Origin of the sequence: Vibrio sp. 10N.222.47.A9 (assembly GCF_963872585.1) — a bacterium.
GTDB classification, from domain to species: Bacteria; Pseudomonadota; Gammaproteobacteria; order Enterobacterales; family Vibrionaceae; genus Vibrio; species Vibrio splendidus.
In genome coordinates, this window is sequence record NZ_CAWNBB010000104.1 from 43,501 (window position 1) to 68,931 (window position 25,431).

7 protein-coding genes and 1 pseudogene are annotated in these 25,431 nt (G+C 44.4%); 3 read left to right on the plus strand and 5 right to left on the minus strand.

Features of this window, described 5'->3' with window-relative positions; translation table 11 throughout:
* Positions 1-107 precede the first annotated feature (107 nt).
* From glpK to AACT19_RS24580, 5 genes and pseudogenes are all read right to left on the minus strand, one after another.
* Positions 108-1,631: a glycerol kinase GlpK gene (gene glpK / locus AACT19_RS24560; protein WP_076649214.1), complete on the minus strand. Its 1,524-nt coding sequence runs from the start codon at positions 1,629-1,631 to the stop codon at positions 108-110.
* 59 nt (positions 1,632-1,690) lie between these two features.
* A complete protein-coding gene (locus AACT19_RS24565; protein WP_076649216.1) occupies positions 1,691-2,545 on the minus strand; it encodes an MIP/aquaporin family protein in 855 nt (284 codons plus the stop codon).
* A 590-nt stretch (positions 2,546-3,135) separates the two neighbouring features.
* Positions 3,136-5,226 (minus strand): annotated as a pseudogene (locus AACT19_RS24570) (type I secretion system permease/ATPase); the annotation flags it as partial.
* A gap of 104 nt (positions 5,227-5,330) precedes the next feature.
* Positions 5,331-6,692 (minus strand): HlyD family type I secretion periplasmic adaptor subunit, encoded by a 1,362-nt coding sequence (locus tag AACT19_RS24575; RefSeq protein WP_004732228.1) that lies wholly within the window; start codon positions 6,690-6,692, stop codon positions 5,331-5,333.
* Entirely contained in the window at positions 6,689-8,812 is a 2,124-nt protein-coding gene (locus AACT19_RS24580; RefSeq protein ID WP_076649218.1) for a peptidase domain-containing ABC transporter, read from the minus strand. The genes AACT19_RS24575 and AACT19_RS24580 overlap by 4 nt, the downstream gene beginning before the upstream one ends.
* A 430-nt stretch (positions 8,813-9,242) precedes the next feature.
* On the opposite strand from AACT19_RS24580, the gene rtxH reads away from it, so the two are divergent.
* From rtxH to rtxA, 3 genes are read left to right on the plus strand one after another with little or no spacing between them, the layout of a single operon-like run.
* Positions 9,243-9,587 carry a protein RtxH gene (rtxH, locus tag AACT19_RS24585; RefSeq protein WP_076649220.1) on the plus strand — a complete coding sequence of 115 codons (345 nt, stop codon included), beginning with the start codon at positions 9,243-9,245 and terminating at the stop codon, positions 9,585-9,587.
* 26 nt (positions 9,588-9,613) lie between these two features.
* Positions 9,614-10,075, plus strand: coding sequence for an RTX toxin-activating lysine-acyltransferase RtxC (gene rtxC / locus AACT19_RS24590; RefSeq protein ID WP_076649222.1), 462 nt, complete (start codon positions 9,614-9,616; stop codon positions 10,073-10,075).
* Positions 10,076-10,095: 20 nt separating this feature from the next.
* Positions 10,096-25,392: an MARTX multifunctional-autoprocessing repeats-in-toxin holotoxin RtxA gene (gene rtxA, locus AACT19_RS24595; RefSeq protein ID WP_076649224.1), complete on the plus strand. Its 15,297-nt coding sequence runs from the start codon at positions 10,096-10,098 to the stop codon at positions 25,390-25,392.
* The last annotated feature ends 39 nt before the right edge of the window (positions 25,393-25,431 follow it).

The following is a 25,431-nucleotide window of genomic DNA, read 5'->3' on the forward strand; positions in this document are numbered from 1 at the left end:
GTGCTCTTTTTAGTTTCGTTTGCTGAGGTTCGAACAATCTAGTCGATTAGATTACTCGAGTTCCTAGATCAGCGGCTAATGATTAACGATTAGCTGAGTACTTAGTATTACTCGTTGTCATCGTCATCGTGTAGCTCAGACCAAACCTGTGCACACTTGATAGCACGTTTCCAACCTTTGTAACGGCGGTTACGCTTCTCTTCGTCGTGGTGCGGCATGAATGTGCGGTCAAGAACGGCTTTGTCTTGAAGCTCATCAATGCTGTCCCAGAAACCAACCGCTAGGCCAGCAAGGTAAGCGGCACCTAGAGCGGTCACTTCCGTTACTTCAGGGCGGTGAACTTCAGTATCAAGCACGTCTGATTGGAACTGCATTAGGAAGTTATTCGCTACTGCGCCGCCATCAACACGTAGTTTCGCTAGCTTGATGCCTGAGTCAGCTTGCATCGCATCTAACACGTCACGAGTTTGGTAAGCAATACCTTCCAACGTTGCACGGATGATGTGGTTAGAGTTAACACCACGAGTTAGGCCAACAATCGTACCGCGAGCATAAGCATCCCAGTATGGTGCACCTAGGCCAGTAAAGGCAGGAACAACATACACGCCGTTTGAAGAATCAACTTTAGTTGCAAAGTACTCAGAGTCTTCTGCGCCAGCCAGTAGCTTCATTTCATCTCGTAGCCATTGGATTGATGCGCCGCCCATGAATACTGCACCTTCAAGTGCGTAAGCTGGTTCGCCGTTAGGACCACATGCTAGCGTTGTTAGTAGGCCGTTCTTCGACGTTACTTTCTCTTGGCCGGTGTTCATTAGAAGGAAACAACCCGTGCCGTAAGTATTCTTAGCTTGGCCTGCTTCTACACACATTTGACCGTAAAGTGCAGCTTGTTGGTCACCCGCAATACCCGCGATTGGGATACGCGTACCGCCTTTACCACCAAGGTTCGTTTGACCGTAAACCTCTGAAGAGCGCTTCACTTCAGGCATCATGACTGCTGGAATGCCCATTTCATCAAGTAGCTTCTGATCCCAGCATAGGTCATTGATGTTGAACAACATAGTACGTGACGCGTTGGTGTAATCCGTAACGTGAACACGCCCTTGAGTCATCTTCCAAACTAACCAAGTATCAACCGTACCGAACAATAGTTTGCCAGCTTCAGCGTCTTCACGAGCGCCTTCAACGTTGTCTAGAATCCATTTTACTTTGGTACCTGAGAAATACGGGTCAAGGACTAAACCTGTATTGTCACGTACGTAGTCTTCTAGGCCACGCGCTTTAAGGTCTTCACAGATATCTGCTGTACGGCGACACTGCCATACGATTGCGTTGTAAACCGGTTTGCCAGTTTCTTTGTTCCAAACAATGGTGGTTTCACGTTGGTTAGTGATACCGATACCCGCTAGCTCGTCGCTGCGAATGCCTGCTTTAGCAAGAGCTTCAACCAATGTAGAGCTTTGAGTTGCCCAGATTTCCATTGGATCGTGCTCAACCCAACCCGCTTTCGGGTAAATCTGAGTGAATTCTCTTTGAGAAGAGCTAACGATGTTTGCATCGTGGTCGAGGATTACAGCGCGAGAACTTGTGGTGCCTTGGTCTAGGGCAACAATGTATTTTTGCTCGGTCATGGTAAGAATCCTTTTTCTTTCGTTATTTATATTTTAGTAAATGTAAGGTCGCTTAGGGATTAAGCTTGAGCTTGTTCAGCTTCTTCTTCTGTTTCACATTGGTTTGGAATTGTGCAGCCTTGGCCTTCTACTGGTAGGTAAGCACCGATAACACGTGGGTACAACCAACCACCAAAACACGCACCAGCAATTGGAGCAAGAATTGGAACGATGAAGTAAGGAATATCACGAGCACCGCTTAGTGCGAAATCCCAACCTGCAAAGTAAGCAAAAAGTTTTGGCCCAAAGTCACGAGCAGGGTTCATCGCAAAGCCAGTCAGTGGACCTAAAGAACCACCAATTACTGCGATAAGAATACCGATCAGTAGAGGGTTCATTGCACCGCGAGATGCGCCGTTGTTCTCATCACCTAACGCTAAAATGGCAAACATCAACACTGCAGTAATCACGAATTCCACAGCAAAAGCGCCGAAGAAAGAAAGTGAAGCATGTGGGTAAGTCGAGAAGATACCAGCAGTTGATAGTGCGTCTTGGCTGCTACGAACGAAGTTATATGCGATTTCGTAGTCAGTAAATAGGTTGCTGTACAGGCTGTAAACCAATGCTGCAGAGCAGAAAGCGCCAAGCAGTTGCGAAATGATGTAAGGCACCACTTTCGCTTTATCAAAACCATGGAACATGGCCAGTGCAATCGTTACGGCTGGGTTGATGTGCGCGCCTGAAACGCCGGCAGTACAGTAAATTGCAATCGCAACACCGAAGCCCCAGATGATGCTGATTTCCCATTGTCCGAATGTCGCACCAGTTAATACCAGAGCGGCCACACAGCCAACGCCGAAGAATATGAGTAATCCTGTGCCGATAAATTCAGCCAAGCATTGCCCAAATAAAGAAGGGTGTTTGTTTGTTGTCATGTTCGAGTCCTTTTTAGTTTTGCTTATCTAGCACGTGTATTGTGCATATATTTGCGAACTCGAAAATAAACGAACATCAAAAGTGAGCGTTTGAGCATAAAATTGTTAATTAAAGTCACTTGAAATGTTAATCCGAACACTTTTGCTCGAAAAAGATGCTCGCATGAACGTCATTGCTCGAATTGATAGGTTGCGAAGCCGCTCAAACTACCTATATGTAAATGAATGCGCAACTGGTACGAGGAGTTTATGTTTGGATTTGTGATGCTACTTCGTGAGTGGCGGATTATTAGACTTAATTAGGGAGGGCTGTGTGATGTTTTTGCTATGTAACAAGGGCGTTAACAAATGAGCTCATATGCATAAATGAATAAACTGCCAACTATGTTGTAGTTTGGCAGTTTTAATAGTTAGTCAGTTCATGGCTTTTAACTTGCCGTAGTTGGTTAACAACAAGTTATAAAAAATTGTCTACGATCGGTGTTTGAGACTCTAGTTATTGAACGATGTTTGATATTGAATTAATCAAATACGGATACTCAGGTACAGCCTAAGTTCGATCTTCTCTCGCAATAGATATGATAATTTTATTACCCTATCTGTTGTTTCCAGAGTTTGGCATAAAGCCCTTCTTTCTCAACCAGTTCATCGTGAGTTCCGTTTTCACACACTTGGCCTTTATCAAGAACTAGAATGTTATCCGCATGACGAAGAGTGTTGAGGCGGTGTGCGATGCTAATTACGGTTCTACCTCGACAGATCTCGTCCATGTTGCTCATGATGGCAGCTTCAGAGTTATAATCGAGAGCAGAAGTCGCTTCATCAAGCAGCAAAATTCGAGGGTTTACGAGTAAGGCTCTTGCCAATGCGACACGTTGACGCTGACCACCAGATAGAGAAGAGCCTTTCTCACCAACAGGTTGATCGAATCCGTGGGGAAGCTCTTCAATAAATTCTAGAGCGCCAGCAAGTTGCGCTGCGTGGCGCATCTCTTCATCTGAAGCTTGTGGCTTACTTAGGCGAATGTTATCTGCAACACTTCCTGAGAAAAGAATGCTGTCTTGCAACACAACACTCATATTGCGGCGTAACGATATAGGGTCCGCGATAGCTAGGTCCATACCGTCGACCAACACTTGACCATGCTGGGGAACATACAAGCGTTGTAGTAGCCGGGTTATGGTGCTTTTCCCTGAGCCCGATGGGCCTGTAATACCGATAAATTGCCCTGGATTTATTTCTAATGAGAGGTTAGCTAGTACCTCTGGAGCGTCTTCGTGGTAACGGAATCTAATGTTGTGAAACTCTATGCCACCATTGAGTTCAGGGACAGAAGCTAGCCCCTGTTTACTGTTTTCTTTTGGTTCATCAAGAATGTCACCCACTCGTTTCAATGCAATGAGAGTATGTTGAAAGTCTTGCCAAATTTGAGCAAGTCTAAGTACCGGTTGGGTAACATGACCAGCTAACATATTGAATGCGACCAATTCACCGGGCGTTAGCTCACCATTTAGTACAGCGCTGACTCCCCACCATAGCAATAATGCGGCGGTAAGCTTTTGGATAAGTGCGATGCTTTGCCCTGCGATTAACCCAGACTTTTGAGCATCGAAACTACGCTTTAGTTGCTGGCTGAGTATGCGTTGCCATTGATGTAAGAATCGATGTTCAGTCGCAGTTGTTTTAATGGTTTCAATGCCTGTTACTGCTTCAGTTAAAAAGGTTGTGGCGTCGGCGTCTGATTCGTATTCTGATTCCACTTTTTTTCTTATTAAGGGGCCAGCGATAAGCCAAAGTAAGAAGTAGATGATCAATGAACCGATGACTAACCAAGTCAGAGTACTAGCATAGTGGAACATGACGGCGATAAAGACAGCCACAAAAATTAAGTCGAGTACTAACATTAACGTCGAACCCGTTAAAAACTGACGGATTTGTGCCATTTCACGAACTCGCGCAATGATTTGCCCGGTTTGTCTCTGCTTAAAATAAGTGAGTGGAAGGCCAACTAAGTGACGATAAAGGCGCCCTGATAGCTCAGCATTAACCTGACTCGCCAAATGACCAAAGACGGTATTGCGTAAGTAACTGTATGCTGGTTCAGCAATAGCTAATGCGAGCATGGCCATTGCGAGCACATGAAGACTTGATAAACTGCGACCTACTAGTACTTTGTCGATGACATTTTGAAATAGCAACGGGCTTACTAGTGCGAATATCTGAAGTGCAATAGCATAGAAAAACACATCTCGCATCTGGCTTTTTTGACGCCAAATAGAGGGGGCAAACCAACTAAGGCCAAATTTCACTTCTTTGTTACTTAGTCTTTCATCCGCGACCAGCATTACCTTGTACATCGATAATTGACTACTCAGACTAAGCTCACTCTGTTGGTCTAATTGAGTGGTTGGGTCATATAAAAGAGAGGAACCATCGGCTGACTTTGTGAGCACTTTCCAACTATTGTCGATTTCAATTAAAACGGGTAGTGGAAGGGTATCTAACTCGTTTGATTTTACTTTCGTTACTTGACTTTTCAGGCCGATATAATCCGCCGCTTCCCTTATTTGCATGTCGCTCAAATTGGAATGATTGACACCCAATGCATGTTTTAGCTGTGTTTTAGTCGATTTCTTGTGAAAGTGATTTCCGGCATAAACGACGGCGTCTATTCCGCCATTATCTTTTGTGGCAGATATATCTTGATTGCTAGAGGTATCTTGAGTGCAAGATGTATCTTGGGCGATAGGTACATCTTGTGTTGTTGATAAGGTCATATCCATTCTCATCTCTCTCGTAGCGACTCAGCTTGGTATTCACGTATTGGGCTAAGTATATAGTCGATAACTCGGCGCTTATCCGTTTTGATTTCCGCAACAACGGACATACCAGGCGTTAGCTCAACGCTTTCTCCGTTAATTAAGATATTGTTATTGATGAGTTTAACTTGGGCTGGAAAAACAAGCCCTAGACGTTCATCCGTGGTCGAATCGCGAGAAATACTTAACAACTCCGCTTCGATAGTGCCGTAGCGAGTATATGGAAACGCATCTACTTTTACGGTCACTGACTGTCCGGGATAAACAAAACCTACATCTTTGTTGAGAATCTGTATCTCTGCTTGCTGAACGGAATTTCCAGGGACAATAATCATCAAGTTTTGTGCAGGTTGAAGTACCGCGCCTAGCGTGTAAATGCTGAGTTGCTGCACCGTGCCATCGACAGGGGAGCGGATTATTTCTAATTGTTCACGCTCACGAACTTTAGATAACTCTTGAGCTAACCCAACCAACTGCAACTTTGCTTGCTTTCGTTTCTCAAGCCACTCTCTTTGCTTTTGTGCTTTGAAACCGGTTAACCTCTCTTCAAGGCTGTGATATTGGGATTTCAAAACCTCTAATTCAGCTCGCTGCTGAGACACTTGACGCTGAACCTCCAGTAGCTCTTTTTCTTGCTCTAGATACTCTACGTGTCCAATGACTTTTATTTGATTCAACGTTTTTCGTGCCGCGAGTCTTTGGCTAATATTTTCGGTCAACTGAATTAAAGCGTTGATATCGCTTTGACGGGCTGCCTGTGATGCATTGTTGACGTGCATTTCTGCCTTGATACTTGCAAGAGTCGACTCGTACTCGCGTTTCTCGCTAAGGTGGTTTTCATTGATTAATGTCTGCTGTGCCGATGGTAAGGTCGAAAATAGAAGGTCTTTAGAGAGTGGAAGGCCACTGTTCAGAGATCGGTAGCGAACTAACTCATTTGTCTGATATTCGGATTGAGTGATGAGACGTGTAATATCTTGATTAATGCCTAGGGTGTCGAGAGTAAGAAGTGGCGCGCCTTTATCAACTCGCTGCCCGTCCTTAACGTGAATGGAGAGGACTCTACTTTGTTCATAAGATTGAATTACTTGTGAACGTCCAGAGACAACGAAACGCCCGGTTGCTGTCGCTTGTACGTCCAGTTTGCCCCAATACGCCCAAAGCAATACCGCCATTACCCCTAGGCTAAGAGTGATTGCCGTTAAACGAGCAAATGGTGAAGGAGGGCGCTGTGACAAAGCGAGGTGTGCAGGCAAAAACTCGTAGTGGTTCTCTGCGGCTTGGTTGAACTTGAATCTAGCCAAGAATTGCTTGATTACGCTTTTCATGCGTTTGAATCCTCTTGTTTGAGCTCTTGTTGAAGTTGCCACAACTGTTTGTACTGTTTACCCAACGTTAATAATTGTTGGTGGCTGCCTTGCTCGACGATACTCCCTTGGTGAAGAACAATAATTCGATCACAATCTCGTACGGTGGATAATCGGTGAGCGATAGTAATGACCGTTCGGCCCTTTGCGATGTTCGCCATATTGGATTGAATCAACGCCTGTGATTCATCGTCAAGAGCACTAGTAGCTTCATCTAAAATAATGATTTTGGGGTTAGAAAGCAGAGTTCGTGCAATCGCGAGCCGTTGCTTCTGCCCGCCAGAAAGAGATTGCCCGCCTTCGGCTAATATCGTGTCATAGCCAATTGGGAGCTTCATAATAAACTCGTGGGCTCCAGAGAGCTTCGCCGCTTCGATAACCTCTTCTAAGCTTGCCTCAGGTTTTGATTGGGCAATATTCTCGCAAACGCTTTTGTTAAATAAATAGTTTTCTTGCAGCACTATGCCGATTTGTTGGCGCAGTTGCTGAATACTAATTTGATTCAGTGGAGTGTCATCAACCGTGATTAACCCTTGCTCTGGGTTGTATAGTCGCAGTAATAATCGAGCTAAGGTGCTTTTCCCAGAACCAGATGTGCCGACAACGCCTAAGGTTTCTCCTGCTTGTATATCCAAAGATAAATTATGGAGAGTAGGAGGGGTATCAAGTTGGTAACGAAACAGAACGTTTTTGAAAGAAATAGCCCCTTGCATTGTCACCATGTCGTTACCTGTATGTTGTTCTACCGGCAAATTGAGCATGTCTCCTAATTTCTCTAACGCTACGCGGGTTTGAATAAACTGCCCCCATAGTTCGACCATACGAGATAAGGGTTGAGCGATGTGATTCGTCATCATGTTGAAGGCAATGAGTTGGCCAATAGTCATCTCCAATGACAATACTTCAGTTGCTCCTAGCCATAAAATACCGACACTGGTTACCTTCTGTATAAGTTGAACAGCATGATTAGAGCGATTGTTGATTTGTTGGACTACGTATCCAGTAGAAACCATTTTTTCTGTTTGTTCGTCCCAACGGCGAACAAAGCGTGGCTCTACAGCTAAGCTTTTTAGAGTTTCACTGCCAGCCACTGTTTCTGTTAGAAATGAGGTGTTTGCAGCAGCATGTGTAAATTGCTCTTCTACCGCTGTTTGCATTCGAGGCGTAAGCCACCAAGCGAGCAATACATAAAGAGGAATGGTTGCAATAAATAACCATGTGAGGGTCGACGAAAGTAAGCTCATTACGTAGAGGAAGACAAACATGAACAAGAACTCGACAGTTAAAGTGAACATAGAGCCTGTCAAAAATTCTCGTACGGTATCGAGCTCACGCACTCGAGTTACGATAGCGCCTACTTGGCGTGTTTTGAAGAACATCAAAGGAAGGCCAAGTAAGTGCTTTACTAATTTAAGCCCCAATTGAATATCAATTCTATTGGCTGTGTGCGCATATTGATATTCGCGCAAGCCGCGAAGTATAACCTCTACAATGCCAGTGATCACAAGCCCTATCACAAGCACGTCAAGGGTTGACCAAGCTTGATGTACAAGCACTTTATCCATCACAACCTGAAAAAATAGCGGTGAGATTAAGGCGAGTATTTGCAATACAAAAGAAAACAAAAAAATTTCCCCGAGTATTCTTTTGTGTTGCAAAAACTCAGGAATGAACCAGGTGATATCAAAACGTGATTGAGGTTGTTTTATCTCTATCCATTTGTGGTTCCAAATTGAGTTGAGTTCGTTATAAGAAATTACTTCAGGAGCCTCTTTATTAGGCCTTTGTATTAAACATTTATCTTTATTAGATTTAGCTAAAATAAACGGTGAATCTTGATTGTCAAATATAATGGCAGGAGTTTTTATTTTTTTTATTTCCTTAAATCTAGAATGCTTTGTGGAAATTTTAACTCCATTTTTATGTTGTATTATTTTTATATTATCTATTAATGAATTGTCTTTATCTAATTTATTAGCTTTATCTAATTTAGTATTGTCTGGGTTGTTATTTTCGTTGTTACCAACAATATTTAAATAAAACTGTATGCATACCAGCGTAAGGTTTTCTTTTTCAGTCATAGGTTTTTCTTAGCTGATGTTTTTACAGCATTTTTAAAAGTTCGGCATGCTATCACCACTTTTTATAACGTTCAATCAAGAATTAAAAAATAGATCTGGTTAGAAAATAGTTCGGCTGTGTTTATAATTTGAGCTGAATGGTTAATGTAAAGTTAAATCTAGTTAATAATGATAGTTTGAGTGACTTCATACTCGTCATAAAATCATTGATATGAAACATCTGATTTTAGAATGAATGCTCTACTATTCATTAGTATTGTTGTTGATAGTTCATATTATAAGATGTAGCATATTTTACGAAAAATAATAAATACAATTATATCTTTGGTTTTGATCCTAATATCAAACCTTTTTTTTGCTTGTTGTCGGGGTGCTTTCTTTTGTTAGAAAACACCCCGCTAATTTTTATACAAAATAATTCGGGGAATTTATGACAGAGAAATTTGTTCAAACAGTATCTAGTGTTAATTACAATAAGGGTGTTTTTTCTCTTTATTTCGTAGGTCAAGATCAAAACAATATGGCTAGCGGTGTAATGGCTGAAAATGATGATGACCTTGAACTTAAACAAGTGGTTCATATGCCAGCTTCTGGTTTCATGTATATGGTTTCAATGGTTAAAAACATGCTCGAAGACCCTCGCATGTCAGCTGAATTTGACAAGCTGGTTGCTGCAGGTTTTTTACCTTCAGGTGAGCCTAGTGTTGACCAGGTTGAAGAAGTACAAACAGAAGAAAAACCTGCGCCAAAGAAGAGAGCTTCTAAAGCTAAATAATAGCTGTATTCGGTGATATAGAGCATATGTCTATTACACATCAATCAGCAGATCTTACCTTAGCTCAAATTAAAAATTTAATTGGCGGGGTGATGTTGCTAAGTCAGCATTCTCCTCTCCACAGCAGATACGTTGTTGCTGAATGGCAGCAACGTATTATGCCTGCGTTTGAGCTAAACCAGTTTTGCTATTACGAAGATGAACAAGGACGCCCAATTGCATTTTGTAATTGGGCGTTTTTGTCTGAGCCGAGCCGAGATGAGTTGCTATCAGGGACTCGCGAAATCTCTCTATCTGACTGGCGATCCGGTCAACATATTTATATTCCAGAGATGATAGCGCCATTCGGACATGGTCGAGAGGTCGTTAATGATCTGCGACGTCGAGTATTCCTTCCGTGGAAAGGGCAGAAAGTTTGTACCGTCCGTGGCAAGGTCGACGCTCAAAATGACCGCTGTATCAGAAAGGTACAGTGGTTTTCTATTTAACCTTAAATTAGAGTTTTTTTATGGGAAAACCATTTTGGAGAAGTGTTGAATACTTCTTTACAGGGAACTATTCCGGCGATGAAGGTAACAACAACATTGTTGCTATCGGTTTTGGCGGCAAAATATACGCTCGTGGAGGTGATGATCACGTCACTGTCGGTTCAATTGGGGCGACGGTTTACACGGGTAGCGGCAATGATACGGTCGTAGGTGGTGCTGCATATCTAAGAGTAGAAGATTCTGTTGGCAACCTAAATGTAACAGGTGCTGCTGGGTATGCGGACATTGACAAAAGTGGCGATGGAAACGTTTCATTCGCCGGTGCTGCTGGCGGAGTTTCTATTGATCATCTAGGTAATCGCGGTGACGTAAATTATGGCGGTGTTGCTGCGTATAATGGGATAACCCGTAAAGGTCTAAGTGGTAATGTGACGTTTGGTGGTGCTGGTGGCTATAACAGTCTTTGGCATGAAACAAATCAAGGTAATTTATCCTTTACTGGAGCTGGGGCCGGAAACAAATTTGACCGAACTTGGTTCAATAAATACCAGGGTTCTCGCGGTAATGTGACGTTTGATGGTGTTGGTGCTGCCAACAGTATTAGCTCACGAGTAGAAACGGGTAATATCACTTTCCGTGGGGCGGGTGCCGATAACCATCTCGTTCGCAAAGGTAAAGTTGGTGATATCACTTTACAGGGAGCGGGCGCATCAAACCGCATTGAACGAACACGACAATCGGATGATGTCTATGTGGAAACACGTGGCAACATTCGCTTTGAAGGTGTTGGCGGATACAACAGTATCTATTCTGATGTGGCACACGGTGATATCCATTTCTCTGGAGGCGGGGCTTACAACAAGATTACCCGTAAAGGGTCTGGTAACGATTTCAAAGACGAAGGGTTAGCCAATGCTAATGCCGATGAGATCGTTCTGACTGCTGCACAAATGCATGGGTTATCGATTGGTAACGGGAATAAGTTCCATTCTGTTAAGGCAATAAAATCAGAACGAGAGGCAAATACTTACTTGTTTGCTATCGCTGATGGTACTTACACCAAAATTAATAAAATTCGTCTCTATAATGACTCGGAAACTGGAAATCTTAAGTACTACTCAGAAGCTTGGTATAAGCGTGGAAATCATTTAACTAGCCTTGCTCGATCCGATGTTTCTGGTTCAGGTGGATTTGAGTCAAACCCAATCAATGGCGGCTACACCCTTTCTAATATCGAACTCGAACATCAGCAGACAGTCACGATTCAAGGTATTGAAAAAGACCTCACAGAGTATGAATGGGTTACTTATGCGGAAGGTGCGCTTATTGACGCGAAAGATATTACTTTATTAGACGCAAAAATGAGTGGTTACGCAATCAGCGAAGGCCTAATTGATGTAACTGGTGTTAAATCAAATGTGCTACCCAATACATATGTGTTTGCCAAAGCATTTGGGCGCTATACTAAAATTGTGACAGTTGAACTTAGGAATGATAAGGAAACAGGGAGCTTACAGTATCGTGCTCGAGGTTCTTATAGGTTTGACGAATTTGGGACGAAGGTTCCCGACTTGGCTGATGAGTACATAACGTCTTCAAATGAGTATAAATCGCAGGGTGTTGGAGCCTATTCACTCAGCGATCTGCATTACAGCGTGAACGCGGTAAGAAGCACTAGCGAAACGGTCGCAGATATTGACGAGTACAATGAACAAGCATTGATCAAACCTGCTACAGATACCGGTGAAAGCTCAGGAGATGTGCGTTTTAATGGTGTTGGTGGTGGGAACGTCATCAAATCTAATGTTACCCGCGGCGATGTTCATTTTAATGGTGGAGGGATTGCCAACATTATCCTTCACAGCTCTAAGTTTGGTGATACTGAATTTATTGGTGGTGGCGCGGCTAACGTTATTGTTAAAAGTGGCGATGAAGGCGATCTCACTTTCCGTGGTGCTGGCTTGGCTAACGTATTAGTCCATCAGAGCAAGCAAGGCAAAATGGATGTCTATGCAGGCGGTGCGGTCAATGTATTGGTTCGTATTGGTGACGGCGAATATTTAGCTCACTTACTTGCTTATGGCAATATTTCAGTTCACAAAGGTAACGGTAATAGTCGTTTGACTATGCTAGGCGGCTACAACACGCACACCCAAATTGGTTCTGGCAACGGGCTGTGGTTAGCGGTCGGTGGCTTTAATGTCATGACACAGGTTGGTAAGGGTGACATCGCATCTTTACTTGTCGGTGGCGCGAATGTCATGACTAAAGTGGGTGATGGTGACCTCACGGCAGGTATGCTTGGTGGTGCCAATATCATTACTCATATTAGCGGTGATGATACGGCCTCAAATACGACCGCAGTCGCACTTGGTGGTGCAAACATCCTAACCAAAAAAGGCAATGGCAATGCGCTTGCCGTTATGGGAGGAGGCGCTAACGTACTTACACATATTGGTGATGGCTCGACAACTGGCGTCATGGTTGGTGGGGCGAACATTCTAACCAAGGTGGGCGATGGTGATACCACTGGCATTATGTTGGGTCTTGGTAACGTACTGACTCATGTCGGCGATGGCCAAACAATTGGCGTAATGGGTGCTGCGGGTAATATCTTCACCAAAGTAGGCGATGGCACTTCAATAGCAGCTATGATCGGCGTAGGCAATATCTTCACTCACGTTGGTGAAGGGAACGCGTGGGCGCTAATGGGTGGCCTAGGCAATGTATTTACCAAGGTTGGTCATGGTGATGCATTAGCGCTTATGGTCGCGGAAGTCAACGTCTTTACACATATTGGTGACGGTACAACAGTCGCATTAATGGTGGCGAAAGGTAATATCGCAACCAAAGTGGGCAATGGTGCTTCGATAGCCGCGATGGTAGGTAACGCAAATATATTCACTCAAGTGGGTAATGGCAGCACGTTTGCTGCAATGCTTGGCCAAGCCAATATTATGACTAAAGTGGGTAATGACCTAACTGCTGCATTAATGATTGGTAAAGCGAATATCTATACTCACGTTGGTGATGGTACAAGCTTAGGTTTATTTGCTGGCGAATTAAACGTGATGACGAAAGTGGGTAATGGAACAACCTTAGCCGCGATGTTTGGTAAAGCAAACATTGTGACTCACGTAGGAGATGGTCTTACTGGCGTACTAGCCCTTGGTGAAGCGAATATCATAACGAAAGTCGGTGATGACTTCATGGGTGTTGTCGCAGCTGCGAAAGCAAACGTAGTGACCCATGTTGGTGATGCAACAACCGCAGCTGTGTTGGCGGGTAAAGGTAATATCTTAACCAAAGTTGGCGAAGGAACCACCGTTGGTTTACTGATATCAAAAGTGGGCAATGTCATGACCCATGTGGGTGATGGTACGACTATTGGTTTGGCGAAAGGTAAAGCTAACATCATCACAAAAGTGGGCGATGGATTAGGCGTTAACGTGGCCTGGGGACAAGCAAATATCTTCACTCACGTCGGTGACGGTGATCGATACAACTTCGCCAAAGGTGAAGCGAACATCATTACCAAAGTAGGTGATGGCCAAGAAGTTTCTGTGGTTCAAGGTAAGGCGAATGTCATTACTCACGTCGGTAATGGCGATGATTACACGGGAGCTTGGGGCAAAGCGAATATCATTACGAAAGTGGGTGATGGCCGTAATGTTGTTTTAGCGAAAGGTGAAGCGAACATCATTACTCAAGTGGGTGACGGAGATAGCTTCAACGCACTTTGGAGCAAGGGCAATATTGTCACTAAAGTCGGTGATGGTATGCAGGTCACGGCGGCGAAAGGTAAAGCTAACATTACGACAACCGTGGGTAATGGCCTGAGTGTAACGGCGGCCTATGGTGATGCGAATATCAACACCAAAATTGGTGACGGTATTTCAGTTAACGTTGCATGGGGCAAATATAACGTCAACACCAAAGTGGGTGACGGTCTAAATGTTGCGGTGATGAAAGGCAAAGCAAACGTGAATATTCACGTAGGTGACGGCTTAGGGATTAATGCTTCTTATGCCAGAAATAACGTTGCTATCAAAGTGGGCAACGGTGATTTCTATAGCCTAGCCGTCGCGTCAAGTAACACGAGCAGCAATAAGCTTTCCGCACTGTTTGATAATATTAAACAAACTCTTCTTGGAGTGGGTGGCAGCCAAGCGATTAATTACCTAGTTCAAGGTGATGAAGCTTCGTCATCAGGAATTCAGAAAGGGCGAGGTGCTATTTCAACGCCTGAAATCACGAAACTTGATGGTTTCGCTCTGGATGAAATCGAAGAGGTAGGTTCCGATCTAGGAGACGGGCTAAGTGGGAGCGTGACTAACGTTGAAACGCCTGATCTCAGTAGCATGGAAAATGAACTCAACATCGAAGAGTCTTCAGATCAAGCGCAAGCACCTAACCTGATAGTTAATGGCGATTTTGAACAAGGTGACGACGGTTGGGAATCTACTCATGGCGTAGAAGCATCATATTCAAGTAGCGCTTATGGCGTAAGTGGCGAAGGCCATGGCTCACGTGTAACAGAGCTAGATACTTATACTAATACAAGTCTTTCTCAAGATTTAACGGATTTAGCGGAAGGTGAAGTCATTGCGGTTAGCTTTGATTTTGCGAAGCGTGCAGGCATTTCAAGCAATGAAGGCATAGAGGTTCTCTGGAACGGTGATGTTGTATTCTCAACCTCTGGCGATGAAGCAGCTTGGCAACAAAAAACACTTAAGTTGACTGCAAATTCTGGCAGCAACCGAATAGAATTCAAAGGCACAGGCCATAATAATGGGGTGGGCTATGTTTTAGATAATGTGGTGGCGAAATCTGAAACGTCACACCAAGCTAATGCTGTTGCCGACAATGCGGAACAAAATCAAGCTGCAAAAAATGCAATGTCTGACAAAGAACGAGCGGAAGCCGATCGCCAGCGTTTGGAGCAAGAAAAGCAGAAACAACTTGAAGCTGTATCAGGTTCTCAGGCTCAATTAGAATCAACCGATCAAGAAGCATTAGAGAGTAATGGTCAAGCGCAGCGCGACGCTGTGAACGAAGAGTCTGAAGCGGTAACTAAAGATTTAACGGCAATGGCTCAAGGCCTTGATGTACTTGACAACAAAGCTGAGTATACGGGAGTGTCTGGTGATCATTGGCGCGATCGTTTTGCTGGTGGTCTTCTAAAGGATGTACAAACCCAATTAGACAATGCCAAAGATGTGTCTGGCGAGCAGATCGCCGATGCGAAACAGGCTCATAAAGACAACCAAAAGAACGTCAACGATTCGGTGGCTAAATCAGAAGCAGGCGTTGCGAAAGGCGAAGATAATCGTTCTAGTGCAGAGCAAGATATTGCGGACGCTAAAGCCGATGCTGATGCACGTAAAGCAGAAGCGACCACGAAAACCAATGAAGCTAAACAAGCTGAATCGAATGCCAATAATTCAGCTAGAGACGCTGAAGAACGTGGTAATAGTGATGCAAGAAATGCTGAAAATAAAGCAAATCAAGCACAAGCGGACGCGAAAGGTTCTAAGCAAAATGAAAGTGACCGTCCTGATCGTCAAGGTGCCTCTGGCAGCGGCTTATCTAATGAAAGTCACTTTACTCAAAGTGAAGAGACAACCAGTAGCGATGTCGACACGGTAAATCCACAGAGTGCCGACGGTCGATTCAGTGAAGGATTAACCGATCAAGAACAAGAAGCGTTAGACGGTGCGGTACAAGCCGTAAATCGACTACAAATCAATACAGGCATTCGTTCTAAAAATACCGGAAGCTCAGTCACTTCTCTGTTCACTGAGAGCTATGCCGATAGCATTGTGCTGCCAACTACGCACTCTCAGGATGTGGCTCGAAAAGAGATCCGTATTTCAGGGGTGAACTTAGAAGGTTTAAGTGGTGGACAAGGAAATCAAGCAACGGGTCAACATAGTTCAAAAAGTGTTCCTGGGTTTCAAAGCCATTTTTCCTCGACATCAATTGGCATAGAAAACGAACTATCTGGTCTAGTTGTTGTTTTACCTAAGAATTCAGCACAGACATTTGGGTATGTGCATGATTCACAAGGTAACCCATTGTTCATGTTAACCAAAGATATGAATCAAGGCGGTTATAGCAACCCAGCTCGTATTGCGGATATCAATGGGGTGAACAACTGGCAGACGCACACAATTGAATTGGTTACGTATCCTAGTGAAACCAGTGATACGACGGCGATTGAAAGTCGTAAAGAAGCAATGCTTTGGTTAGCGAAAGAGTTTACAGGCCATATCAACCAGTCAAACCACCAAAGCTTATCTCAATTGGTGAGTGATGATGGACACTTTACGCTGGTTATCTCGAATTCGAAGCACCTCATCGCGGCTGGTAACGGCACTGCAATTGAAGCTCAAGGGCAGACAATAGGGATGACCCCTAGTGGACAACAAGCCACGATGGGCATTAGTGCGAAAGAATTTGGTTCAAGTTCTTCATTGGAAGTCAGACTTCTAGAATCGGCACCTTGGTACCAGTCGGGACTTAGAGATGAGTTTTTAGTCAACTCTAATGAGCACAAACTAGATGATCCGACGGCTGCGCAAAACGTGTATGCCTATCTCACATCGGTCTATTCAAAAACTGCAGATCTGGCCCAAGAGTACGGTATCTACATCAATGATTGGGATCCTGCATCGGAGGGTTTCTCTCCAAACGCTCAAGGGTTAACCGATCCGAAAGTAAAAAATGCTTGGGAGATTTTGCCAAGAACTAAGCCTGTCAAAATGCTGGAACTTCTTAGTGCAGATGATTCACGATACGTGAGACAACAAATCATTGGCAAGCTGAAAGGTTCATATTCAGAAAGCCTTGCTAAGAGTGTATTTGAATACTTCCAGTATGGTGGCGAAGTGGCAGGACATGGCATCAACAACGCTACAACAGGAAATGTGCAGCAGCCAGAGCCCGCTATCTTGTTTGAGTTCCGAAGCGTGCCGAACGTGTTAAGTGAATTTGTGCCTAAAACAGAATCCACGGCAAAAGTTGATGTGAAGGCACTCGATCATTTTGATTCTGCAAGCCGTAAAGTCATTATTGCTGAAGTGAACGCTTTGGTTAATGGTAGTGATGATTTCGATACTTGGTATCAGGAGTACCGCGCAAGCAAAGGCCAACCACCAGTTAAAAAGCCTAAATCCAGTGCTTCTGCGAATCACAAAGCCGAATGGTTAATGACGCAGCATGTTGATAAATGGGCAAAAATCACCGCGCCTTATATCGAAAGCAATGAGACGAGCACGTCAATACAAGCGAAGGTTGGTACGGGCGAAGTGCTTAAAGGACTACAGGAAGACTTTAAACGTTATGGCGACGCGCTGAAACCGGATACTAGCGTGCCAGGAAAATCGAAAGACATTCGTATTACCACAGATTTCCTAAATGGTTACAAAAACGACCATGCCAAGGATATCGTTGACGGCTTCCACTCAGACATGAGCATCAAGCAACTGGTGGATCTGTTTGTTAAGGGTAGCTGGAGTGCAGAGCAAAAAGGTGCGCTTGCTTGGGAAATCGAAAGTCGTGCACTGAAAGTGACGTTTCAGAACAAGTCTGAGAAGTACAACCGACTGTTCCGTGAGATTGCCTCTGCTGGAGTGGTGGATGCGAAAGCCACCGAGCAACTTGCACCACAGTTAATGCTGATGAACCTATCGAACGACGGTTTTGGTGGACGTTGTGATCCACTTTCTAAACTTGTTCTGGTCGCAAAGCAGCTAGAAAACGATGGTCAAGCCGGCGTTGCAAGACAACTGCTGGAAAAGATGTACTCTGCGGCGGCGGTGCTGAGTAATCCAACGCTTTACTCAGACAGTGAAAAAGCCAATGCAAGCAAGTTGCTCAGCAGCTTGGCAGCTATCCATGCGAAGAATCCAATGCATGATACGTCGATGAAAGTATGGCAGGAAAAGCTGGAAGGGAAGCAAGCGCTCACTGTAAACGGTGTGGTTGAAAAGATCACCGATGTATCGGCTAACGGTAAACCTGTGTTGTTGGAGCTTAATGCGCCGGGGCATGCGATGGCGGCTTGGGCAAAAGGCTCAGGTGACGACCGTGTTTTCGGCTTCTATGATCCAAATGCTGGCATTGTTGAGTTCTCGTCAGCAGAGAAATTTGGTGCTTACCTAACGCGTTTCTTTGGCAAGTCCGATCTGAACATGGCTCAAAGCTACAAGCTGGGTAAAAACGACGTAGGTGAAACGATCTTCAACCGCGTGGTGGTGATGGATGGCGACACGTTAGCGAGTTATAAGCCGACAATTGGTGATAAGACGACTATGCAGGGAATCCTTGATTTACCTGTGTTTGATGCAACGCTAATCAGTAAACCGGAAGTTAGTGATGTCTTATCAGGCAATGAGAAGCACAAAGAAAACGTAGCGATTGAAAATGATGGTACGCCACCGCGCGACAAAGAGTCTCTTAGCCCGTTAACTCGATTCCTAAACAATGAGTTGTTCGGAACTAAAGATGCTCGTCGTAAGGTTGGTGATATCACCGAAACATTGCTAAGGTTTGCTGTCGAAAAAGGCGAGTCTCAAAAAGTGACTCTGAAAGGTGAAGCTGGTCGTTTGTCAGGATACTTCCATAAGGGGGCTAAAGCATCTGAAGGCGAAGAGAGTGTTGGGAACGGTAAAGTAGTGCTGTTCCTACACGGTTCTGGTTCATCCTCAGAAGAACAAGCGAGCGCAATTCGCAGTCATTATCACAAGCAAAATATTGATATGTTGGCTGTTAACATGCGTGGTTATGGCGAAAGCGACGGTGGGCCGAGTGAAAAAGGTCTCTATCAAGATGCCCGTACTATGTTCAAGTATCTCGTGAATGATAAGGGTATAGACCCAAGTAACATTATTATTCACGGGTACTCTATGGGCGGTCCGATTGCGGCTGATCTCACGCGTTTCGCTGCTCAAAATGGTCAAGCTGTTTCGGGCTTGTTATTGGATAGACCAATGCCGAGCATGACCAAAGCGATCACTGCGCATGAAGTGGCGAATCCGGCAGGAATTGTTGGAGCTTTGTCTAAAGCGGTCAATGGCCAGTTTTCCGTAGAGAAAAACTTGAAAGGTTTACCGAAAGATACGCCGATCATACTGTTAACTGATAATGAAGGTTTAGGCGGTGAAGGTGAGAAGCTTCGTGCCAAGCTAGCGGTATCTGGCTTTAATGTGACCGGTGAGCAAACCTTCTATGGCCACGAGGCGAGTAATCGCTTGATGAGCCAATACGCTGAGCAAATCGTATCTGGTTTGTTTGACGCAGACCGCGTATCAGCGGATGCCAGCGACGTATTAAAAGGCATCAAAAACGACCTTTCTCGCTACGGTGACGCACTAAAACCAGACACAACGGTGCCAGGTAAATCAAAAGACATTCGCACTACCAAAGATTTCTTGAATGGTTACAAAATTGACCATGCGAAAGATATTGTGGAAGGTTTTAGACCTGATATGAATATCAAGCAGTTAGTGGACCTATTGGTCGAAGGTAACTGGAGTGCAGAACAGAAAGGTGCGCTTGCTTGGGAAGTCGAAAGCCGAGGTTTGAAGGCAACGTTCCAAGCTAAATCGGAGAAGCATAATCGCTTATTCCGTGACGTGGCGTCTTCAGGAGTCACTGACGCTAAAGCCAGTGAACAACTTGCTCCTCAATTGTTGTTATTGAATTTATCAAACGATGGATTTGGTGGCCGTTGTGACCCGCTATCTAAGCTGATACTTGTCGCTAAACAGCTAGAAAGCGATGGTCAGGTTGGCGTGGCGAGAAAGCTGTTAGAAAAGATGTATTCAACAGCTGCAGTCTTAAGTAACCCTACGCTCTATTCGGAAACGGAGAGGGCAAACGCCAGTAAGCTAATGGATAGCCTTGCAGCGATCCATACTAAAAACCCAATGCATGATACTTCTATGAAAGTATGGCAAGAGAAGCTTGAGGGTAAGAAAGCTCTAACGGTTACGGGTGTAATTGAAAAGATCACAGACGTTTCAGTTGACAACAAGCCTGTCTTATTAGAGTTAGATGCTCCTGGTCATGCAATGGCTGCTTGGGCAAAAGGTGATGGAGAAAATCGTGTTTACGGTTTCTATGATCCGAATGCAGGTGTTGTAGAGTTTTCATCAAAAGACAAGTTTAGCACTTATTTAACTCGCTTCTTTGGTAAGTCTGATTTGGATATGGCTCAACGTTACAGACTACCAAAAAATGATGTTGGAGAAGCTATTTTCAACCGTGTTGTGGTGATGGACGGCAATACGTTAGCTACTTACAAGCCTACATTAGGTGACAAGACGACATTGCAGGGAATTCTTGATTTACCTGTCTTTGACGCAACACCAATTAAGAAGTCAACAGAAGTAAAAGTAACGGACCTTGAATCGTTAGGAAACAAGACAAAATTAGTCGTTGATTTGTCTACCATTATGACGAAGCAAGAGTTGAAAGATGGCGGTAAAGTCTTTGCTAAACCGATTGGTGCTTCTTATCAAGCCATCTTGGATCAAGTTGAATTAGTGCATAGTTCTATTGGTCGAGATCAGGTGGGGGCGAGTTTTGAACTGAACAAGCAGATCAATAATTATTTGGCCGAACATCCAACCTCTGGACGTAACCTTGCGTTGACGACATTGAAAGAGCAAGTAAACACGGCGCTGTTCAGTGGCAAGATGAAAGTAACCCAAGAGAGCATTGATGCTATTGCACAGACGCGAACTGATTTGGCCGCTCGTATTTATGTTGTTGCTATGGAAGAAGCAAATGGCGAGCATGTTGGCCTAACGGACATGATGGTGCGCTGGGCTAATGAAGACCCATACTTATCGCCAAAACAAGGTTATGCAGGAGAAACTCCGAGTGACTTGGGCTTTGACGCGAAGTATCACATCGAGCTTGGTGAACAGTATTCTGACTTTAAACTATGGTTAGAAAAGTCACAGTCTGCTGACTTGCTTAGCAAAGCTGTTTTGGATGAGGCAACAAAAACCGTTCACCTTGGCTATAGCTATCAGGAGCTGCAGGATTTGACGGGGGTTGAGTCGGTACAAATGGCTTTCTACTTCTTGAAAGAAGCCGCTAAAAAGTCTGACTCAACGACCAGTGATTCCGCTGAAATGATATTGCTGAAAAAATTCGCTGATCAAGGCTATATATCTCAGCTTGAGACAGATCGTATGGATCACATTGAGGGTATATATCGCAGCAGTCATGAGACCGACGTTGACAATTGGGATCGCCGTTATTCTGGTGCTGGTTATGATGAGTTAAGCGACAAGCTTGCGGGTGCGAACGGCGGTGTTGAAGAACAATTGTCAGTACTTCTCAAAGAGCGCAAAGGCCTCTTAATTGGAGAAGTTCATGGAAGCGATGTGAATGGTCTGCGCTTTGTTAATGAACAAATGGACGCGCTCAAAAAGCAAGGTGTGACAGTCATCGGCTTAGAGCATCTTCGTTCCGACCTTGCCCAACCACTGATCGACAACTATTTGTCCACAGGCATCATGTCTAGTGAGTTGAGTGCAATGATCAAAACTAAGCATTTAGATATTACGTTGTTTGAAAACGCCCGAGCTAACGGGATGCGTATTCTTGCTCTAGATGCAAATAGTACAGCGCGGCCTACAGTTCAAGGTACAGAGCATGGCTTGATGTACCGTGCTGGTGCTGCGAACAACGTTGCCGTCGATGCATTGCAAGCTCTTCCTGATGGCAAAAAGTTTGTCGCTATCTACGGGAAAGCGCACTTGCAGTCACATAAAGGCATCGAAAGCTTTGTTCCAGGTATTACCCATCGTTTAGGGTTGCCTGCACTTAAAGTGAGTGCCTCGGATCAGTTTGTCATCGAGCAAGATGATAAGACTTTACGCACTGTCTACGATGATGTGGCGAACAAACCTAAGATTGAATTCCGAGCAAGCTTAAATGGCTCAGATGACACAGTTAAAAACAAAGACGTTAACAGTTGGGAACGCCTCATAGTATCCCCTCAATCTGACGGCGGTGAAACGCGTTTTGACGGTCAAATCATTATCCAAATGGAGAATGATTCTGCGGTTTCCAAAGCTGCTGAAAATCTAGCTGGCAAACATCCAGATAGCACTGTGGTTGTACAGCTTGATTCAGACGGCAATTATCGTGTGATTTACGGTGACCCATCTAAGTTACCTAAAGATAAGTTAGCTGGACAATTACGTTGGCAACTTGTTGGTCATGGTCGAGATGAATCTGAAAACAATAATACTCATCTAAGCGGTTACAGCGCAGATGAGTTAGCCGTGAAACTAGCAGCGTTCAATCAAGCGTTTAGTGAAGCTGAAAATGTCAAGGCTAGCCCTGATCATATTAGTGTAGTCGGTTGTTCGTTAATCAGTGATGACAAACAAAATGGCTTCGGAAGACTTCTTATTCAATCGATGGGTGACAACGATATCCGTAGCGATGTTTCTGTCCGTAGCTCAGAAGTTGCTGTTGACTCGAATGGTCGTAAACATACCCATGACGAAAATGGTCATTGGGTACAAAAAGAGAAAAGCAACAAAGTGACACTTAGCTGGGATGAACAAGGCGAAGTGACCGAAAAACATGAACGTATAAGAAATGGTATCGCAGAAGGAGACATCGATCTTTCTCGCGTAGGTACCAGCGACGTTGATGAGACCGCTCGCGGCGCAATTGCTGAAAACAGTGATGTGTTCAATGCACCAGAAAAACGCAAGAATGATACAGAGTCCTCATCATCTGGTAGCAGTAAGAGCAAGCTCAGTTATTCTGGCAATATCCAAGTTAATGTCGGTGATGGTGAGTTTACTGCAGTTAACTGGGGCACTTCAAACGTTAGCATTAAAGTCGGCACTGGTGGCTTTAAATCTCTCGCTTTTGGTGACAACAACGTGATGGTTCACGTTGGTGACGGGGAAAGTAAACACAGCTTTGATATTGGCGGATATCAAGCTCTAGAAGGCGCACAGATGTTCATCGGTAATCGTAATGTGAGCTTCAATTTGGGGCAAAGCAACGACCTTATTGTGATGATGGATAAATCAATTCCTACGCCTCCTCTGGTTAATCCGTTTGACGGCGCCTCTCGAATCTCTGGTGTGTTAAAAAGCATAGCGAGTTCAGGTGAAGGTCAAGATTGGTTGGCTGCTCAAGAGCAGCAGTGGACATTATCTGGGGCTAAAAAGTTCGTTAAAGATATGTCTGGCTTAGATCAGAGTAGCAGTGTTGATTACACAAGCTTGGTTGACTTAGATTCTCAAAACGAACGCAGTAGCCGCGGCTTGAAAAATGACGCTGAAGCGACGTTAAACAAGCAATACAACCAGTGGTTAGGCGGAAGTGATAACTCTGACTCAAGCAAAATGAGCCGTGCAGATAAGTTCCGACAAGCGAATGAGAAGCTAGCGTTTAACTTTGCTGTTGGTGGCCAAGGCGCTGATATTCAAGTGACGACGGGTAACTGGAACTTTATGTTCGGTGATAATATTCAGTCGATTCTTGATACCAATTTGGGTTCGTTGTTTGGTCTTATGACTCAACAATTTTCCACAACGGGGCAAGCTAAAACAACGTTTACTTACAGCCCCGAGGATCTTCCTCGTCAGTTAAAAAACAAGCTTCTAGGCCAACTTGCCGGTGTAGGTGCAGAGACGACGCTAGGTGATATCTTCGGTGTGGATTACACAGCTGCAGGGCATATTGTGTCTCGTACTGGCGAATCAGTAGATGGTGTCGCAATCCTAAAAGAAATGCTGGAAGTTGTTGGTGAGTTTAGTGGCGATCAATTACAAGCCTTCGTTGACCCAGCTAAGTTGCTAGACAGCCTAGAGTCGGGCATCAATATGGGTGCTGACGGCATTAAGACGTTCGCAGAAACACACGGCTTGAAAGAAAAAGCACCGGAAGAGGAAGAAGATAATTCATCCGTTTCTGTCAATGGCACTAATGTCGCTGGAGCTCAAGATAACGGCGATGCAATAACGGCAGATAGCTCCGCTAAAGAAGATCGTGCATTTGGTTTTAATTCGCTAAATCTACCTAATTTGTTTGCGACTATTTTCAGTGAAAATAAGCAAACAGAAATGAAGTCGCTGGTGGAAAACTTAAAAGAAAACCTGACGGCTGATCTACTGAATATGAAGGAGAAAACATTTGATTTCCTTCGTAATAGCGGTCACTTGCAAGGTGATGGAGACATCAACGTTTCTTTAGGCAATTACAACTTCAACTGGGGTGGTGATGGTAAAGATCTCGGCGCGTACCTAGGAGATAACAATAACTTCTGGGGTGGTCGAGGTGATGATGTCTACTATGCGACAGGAACATCTAATATCTTTACCGGCGGTGAAGGCAATGATATGGGTGTGCTAATGGGACGTGAAAATATGATGTTCGGTGGCGAAGGCAATGATACAGCCGTCGTTGCTGGACGAATCAATCACGTGTTCTTGGGCGCGGGTGATGATGAGTCGTTTGTCTTTGGTGAAGGCGGCGAAATTGACACTGGAACTGGCCGTGATTATGTCGTCACATCTGGTAACTATAACCGTGTTGATACAGGCGGCGACCAAGACTACTCAGTTACGATTGGTAATAATAACCAAGTTGAGTTGGGGGCTGGTAATGACTTCGCCAATGTCTTTGGCAATTACAACCGTATCAATGCTAGTGGCGGCAATGATGTTGTTAAGTTAATGGGTTATAACGCGGTGCTCAACGGTGGCGAAGGTGATGATCACCTAATTGCTGCTGCGCTTTCTAAGTTCAGCCAGCTCAATGGTGGCGAAGGAAGTGACGTGATGGTACTTGGTGGATTCCAAAATACCTTCAAGGGCGGCACTGGCGTAGATAGCTTTGTTGTAAGTGGTGACGTCATTGACAACCTCGTTGAAGACATTCGCAGCGAAGACAACATTGTTTTCAATGGGATTGACTGGCAGAAATTGTGGTTAGAACGCAGTGGCTATGATCTTAAATTGTCGATACTGCGCGATCCTGAAAGTGATACTGACCAAGCCAAGTTTGAACACATTGGTTCTGTTACTTTCAATGATTACTTCAATGGTAACCGTGCGCAAGTTGTTGTGGCGATGGGAGATCAAGGCACATCCCAAGATCATACTGTGTTGTCCAATAATGCGGTTGATGCATTAGTTCAAGCTATGAGCGCTTTTGAGCCTCAGGCTGGTGATAATGGCTTTATCGATAACCTTGATAGTAAATCTCGCGTTGCGATTACAACAGCATGGTCCGATGTATCTAAAGGGAACAGTGTTATTTCGTAGCAAATAACCTCTACTTTAGTTAAATAATATGAGCCGTCT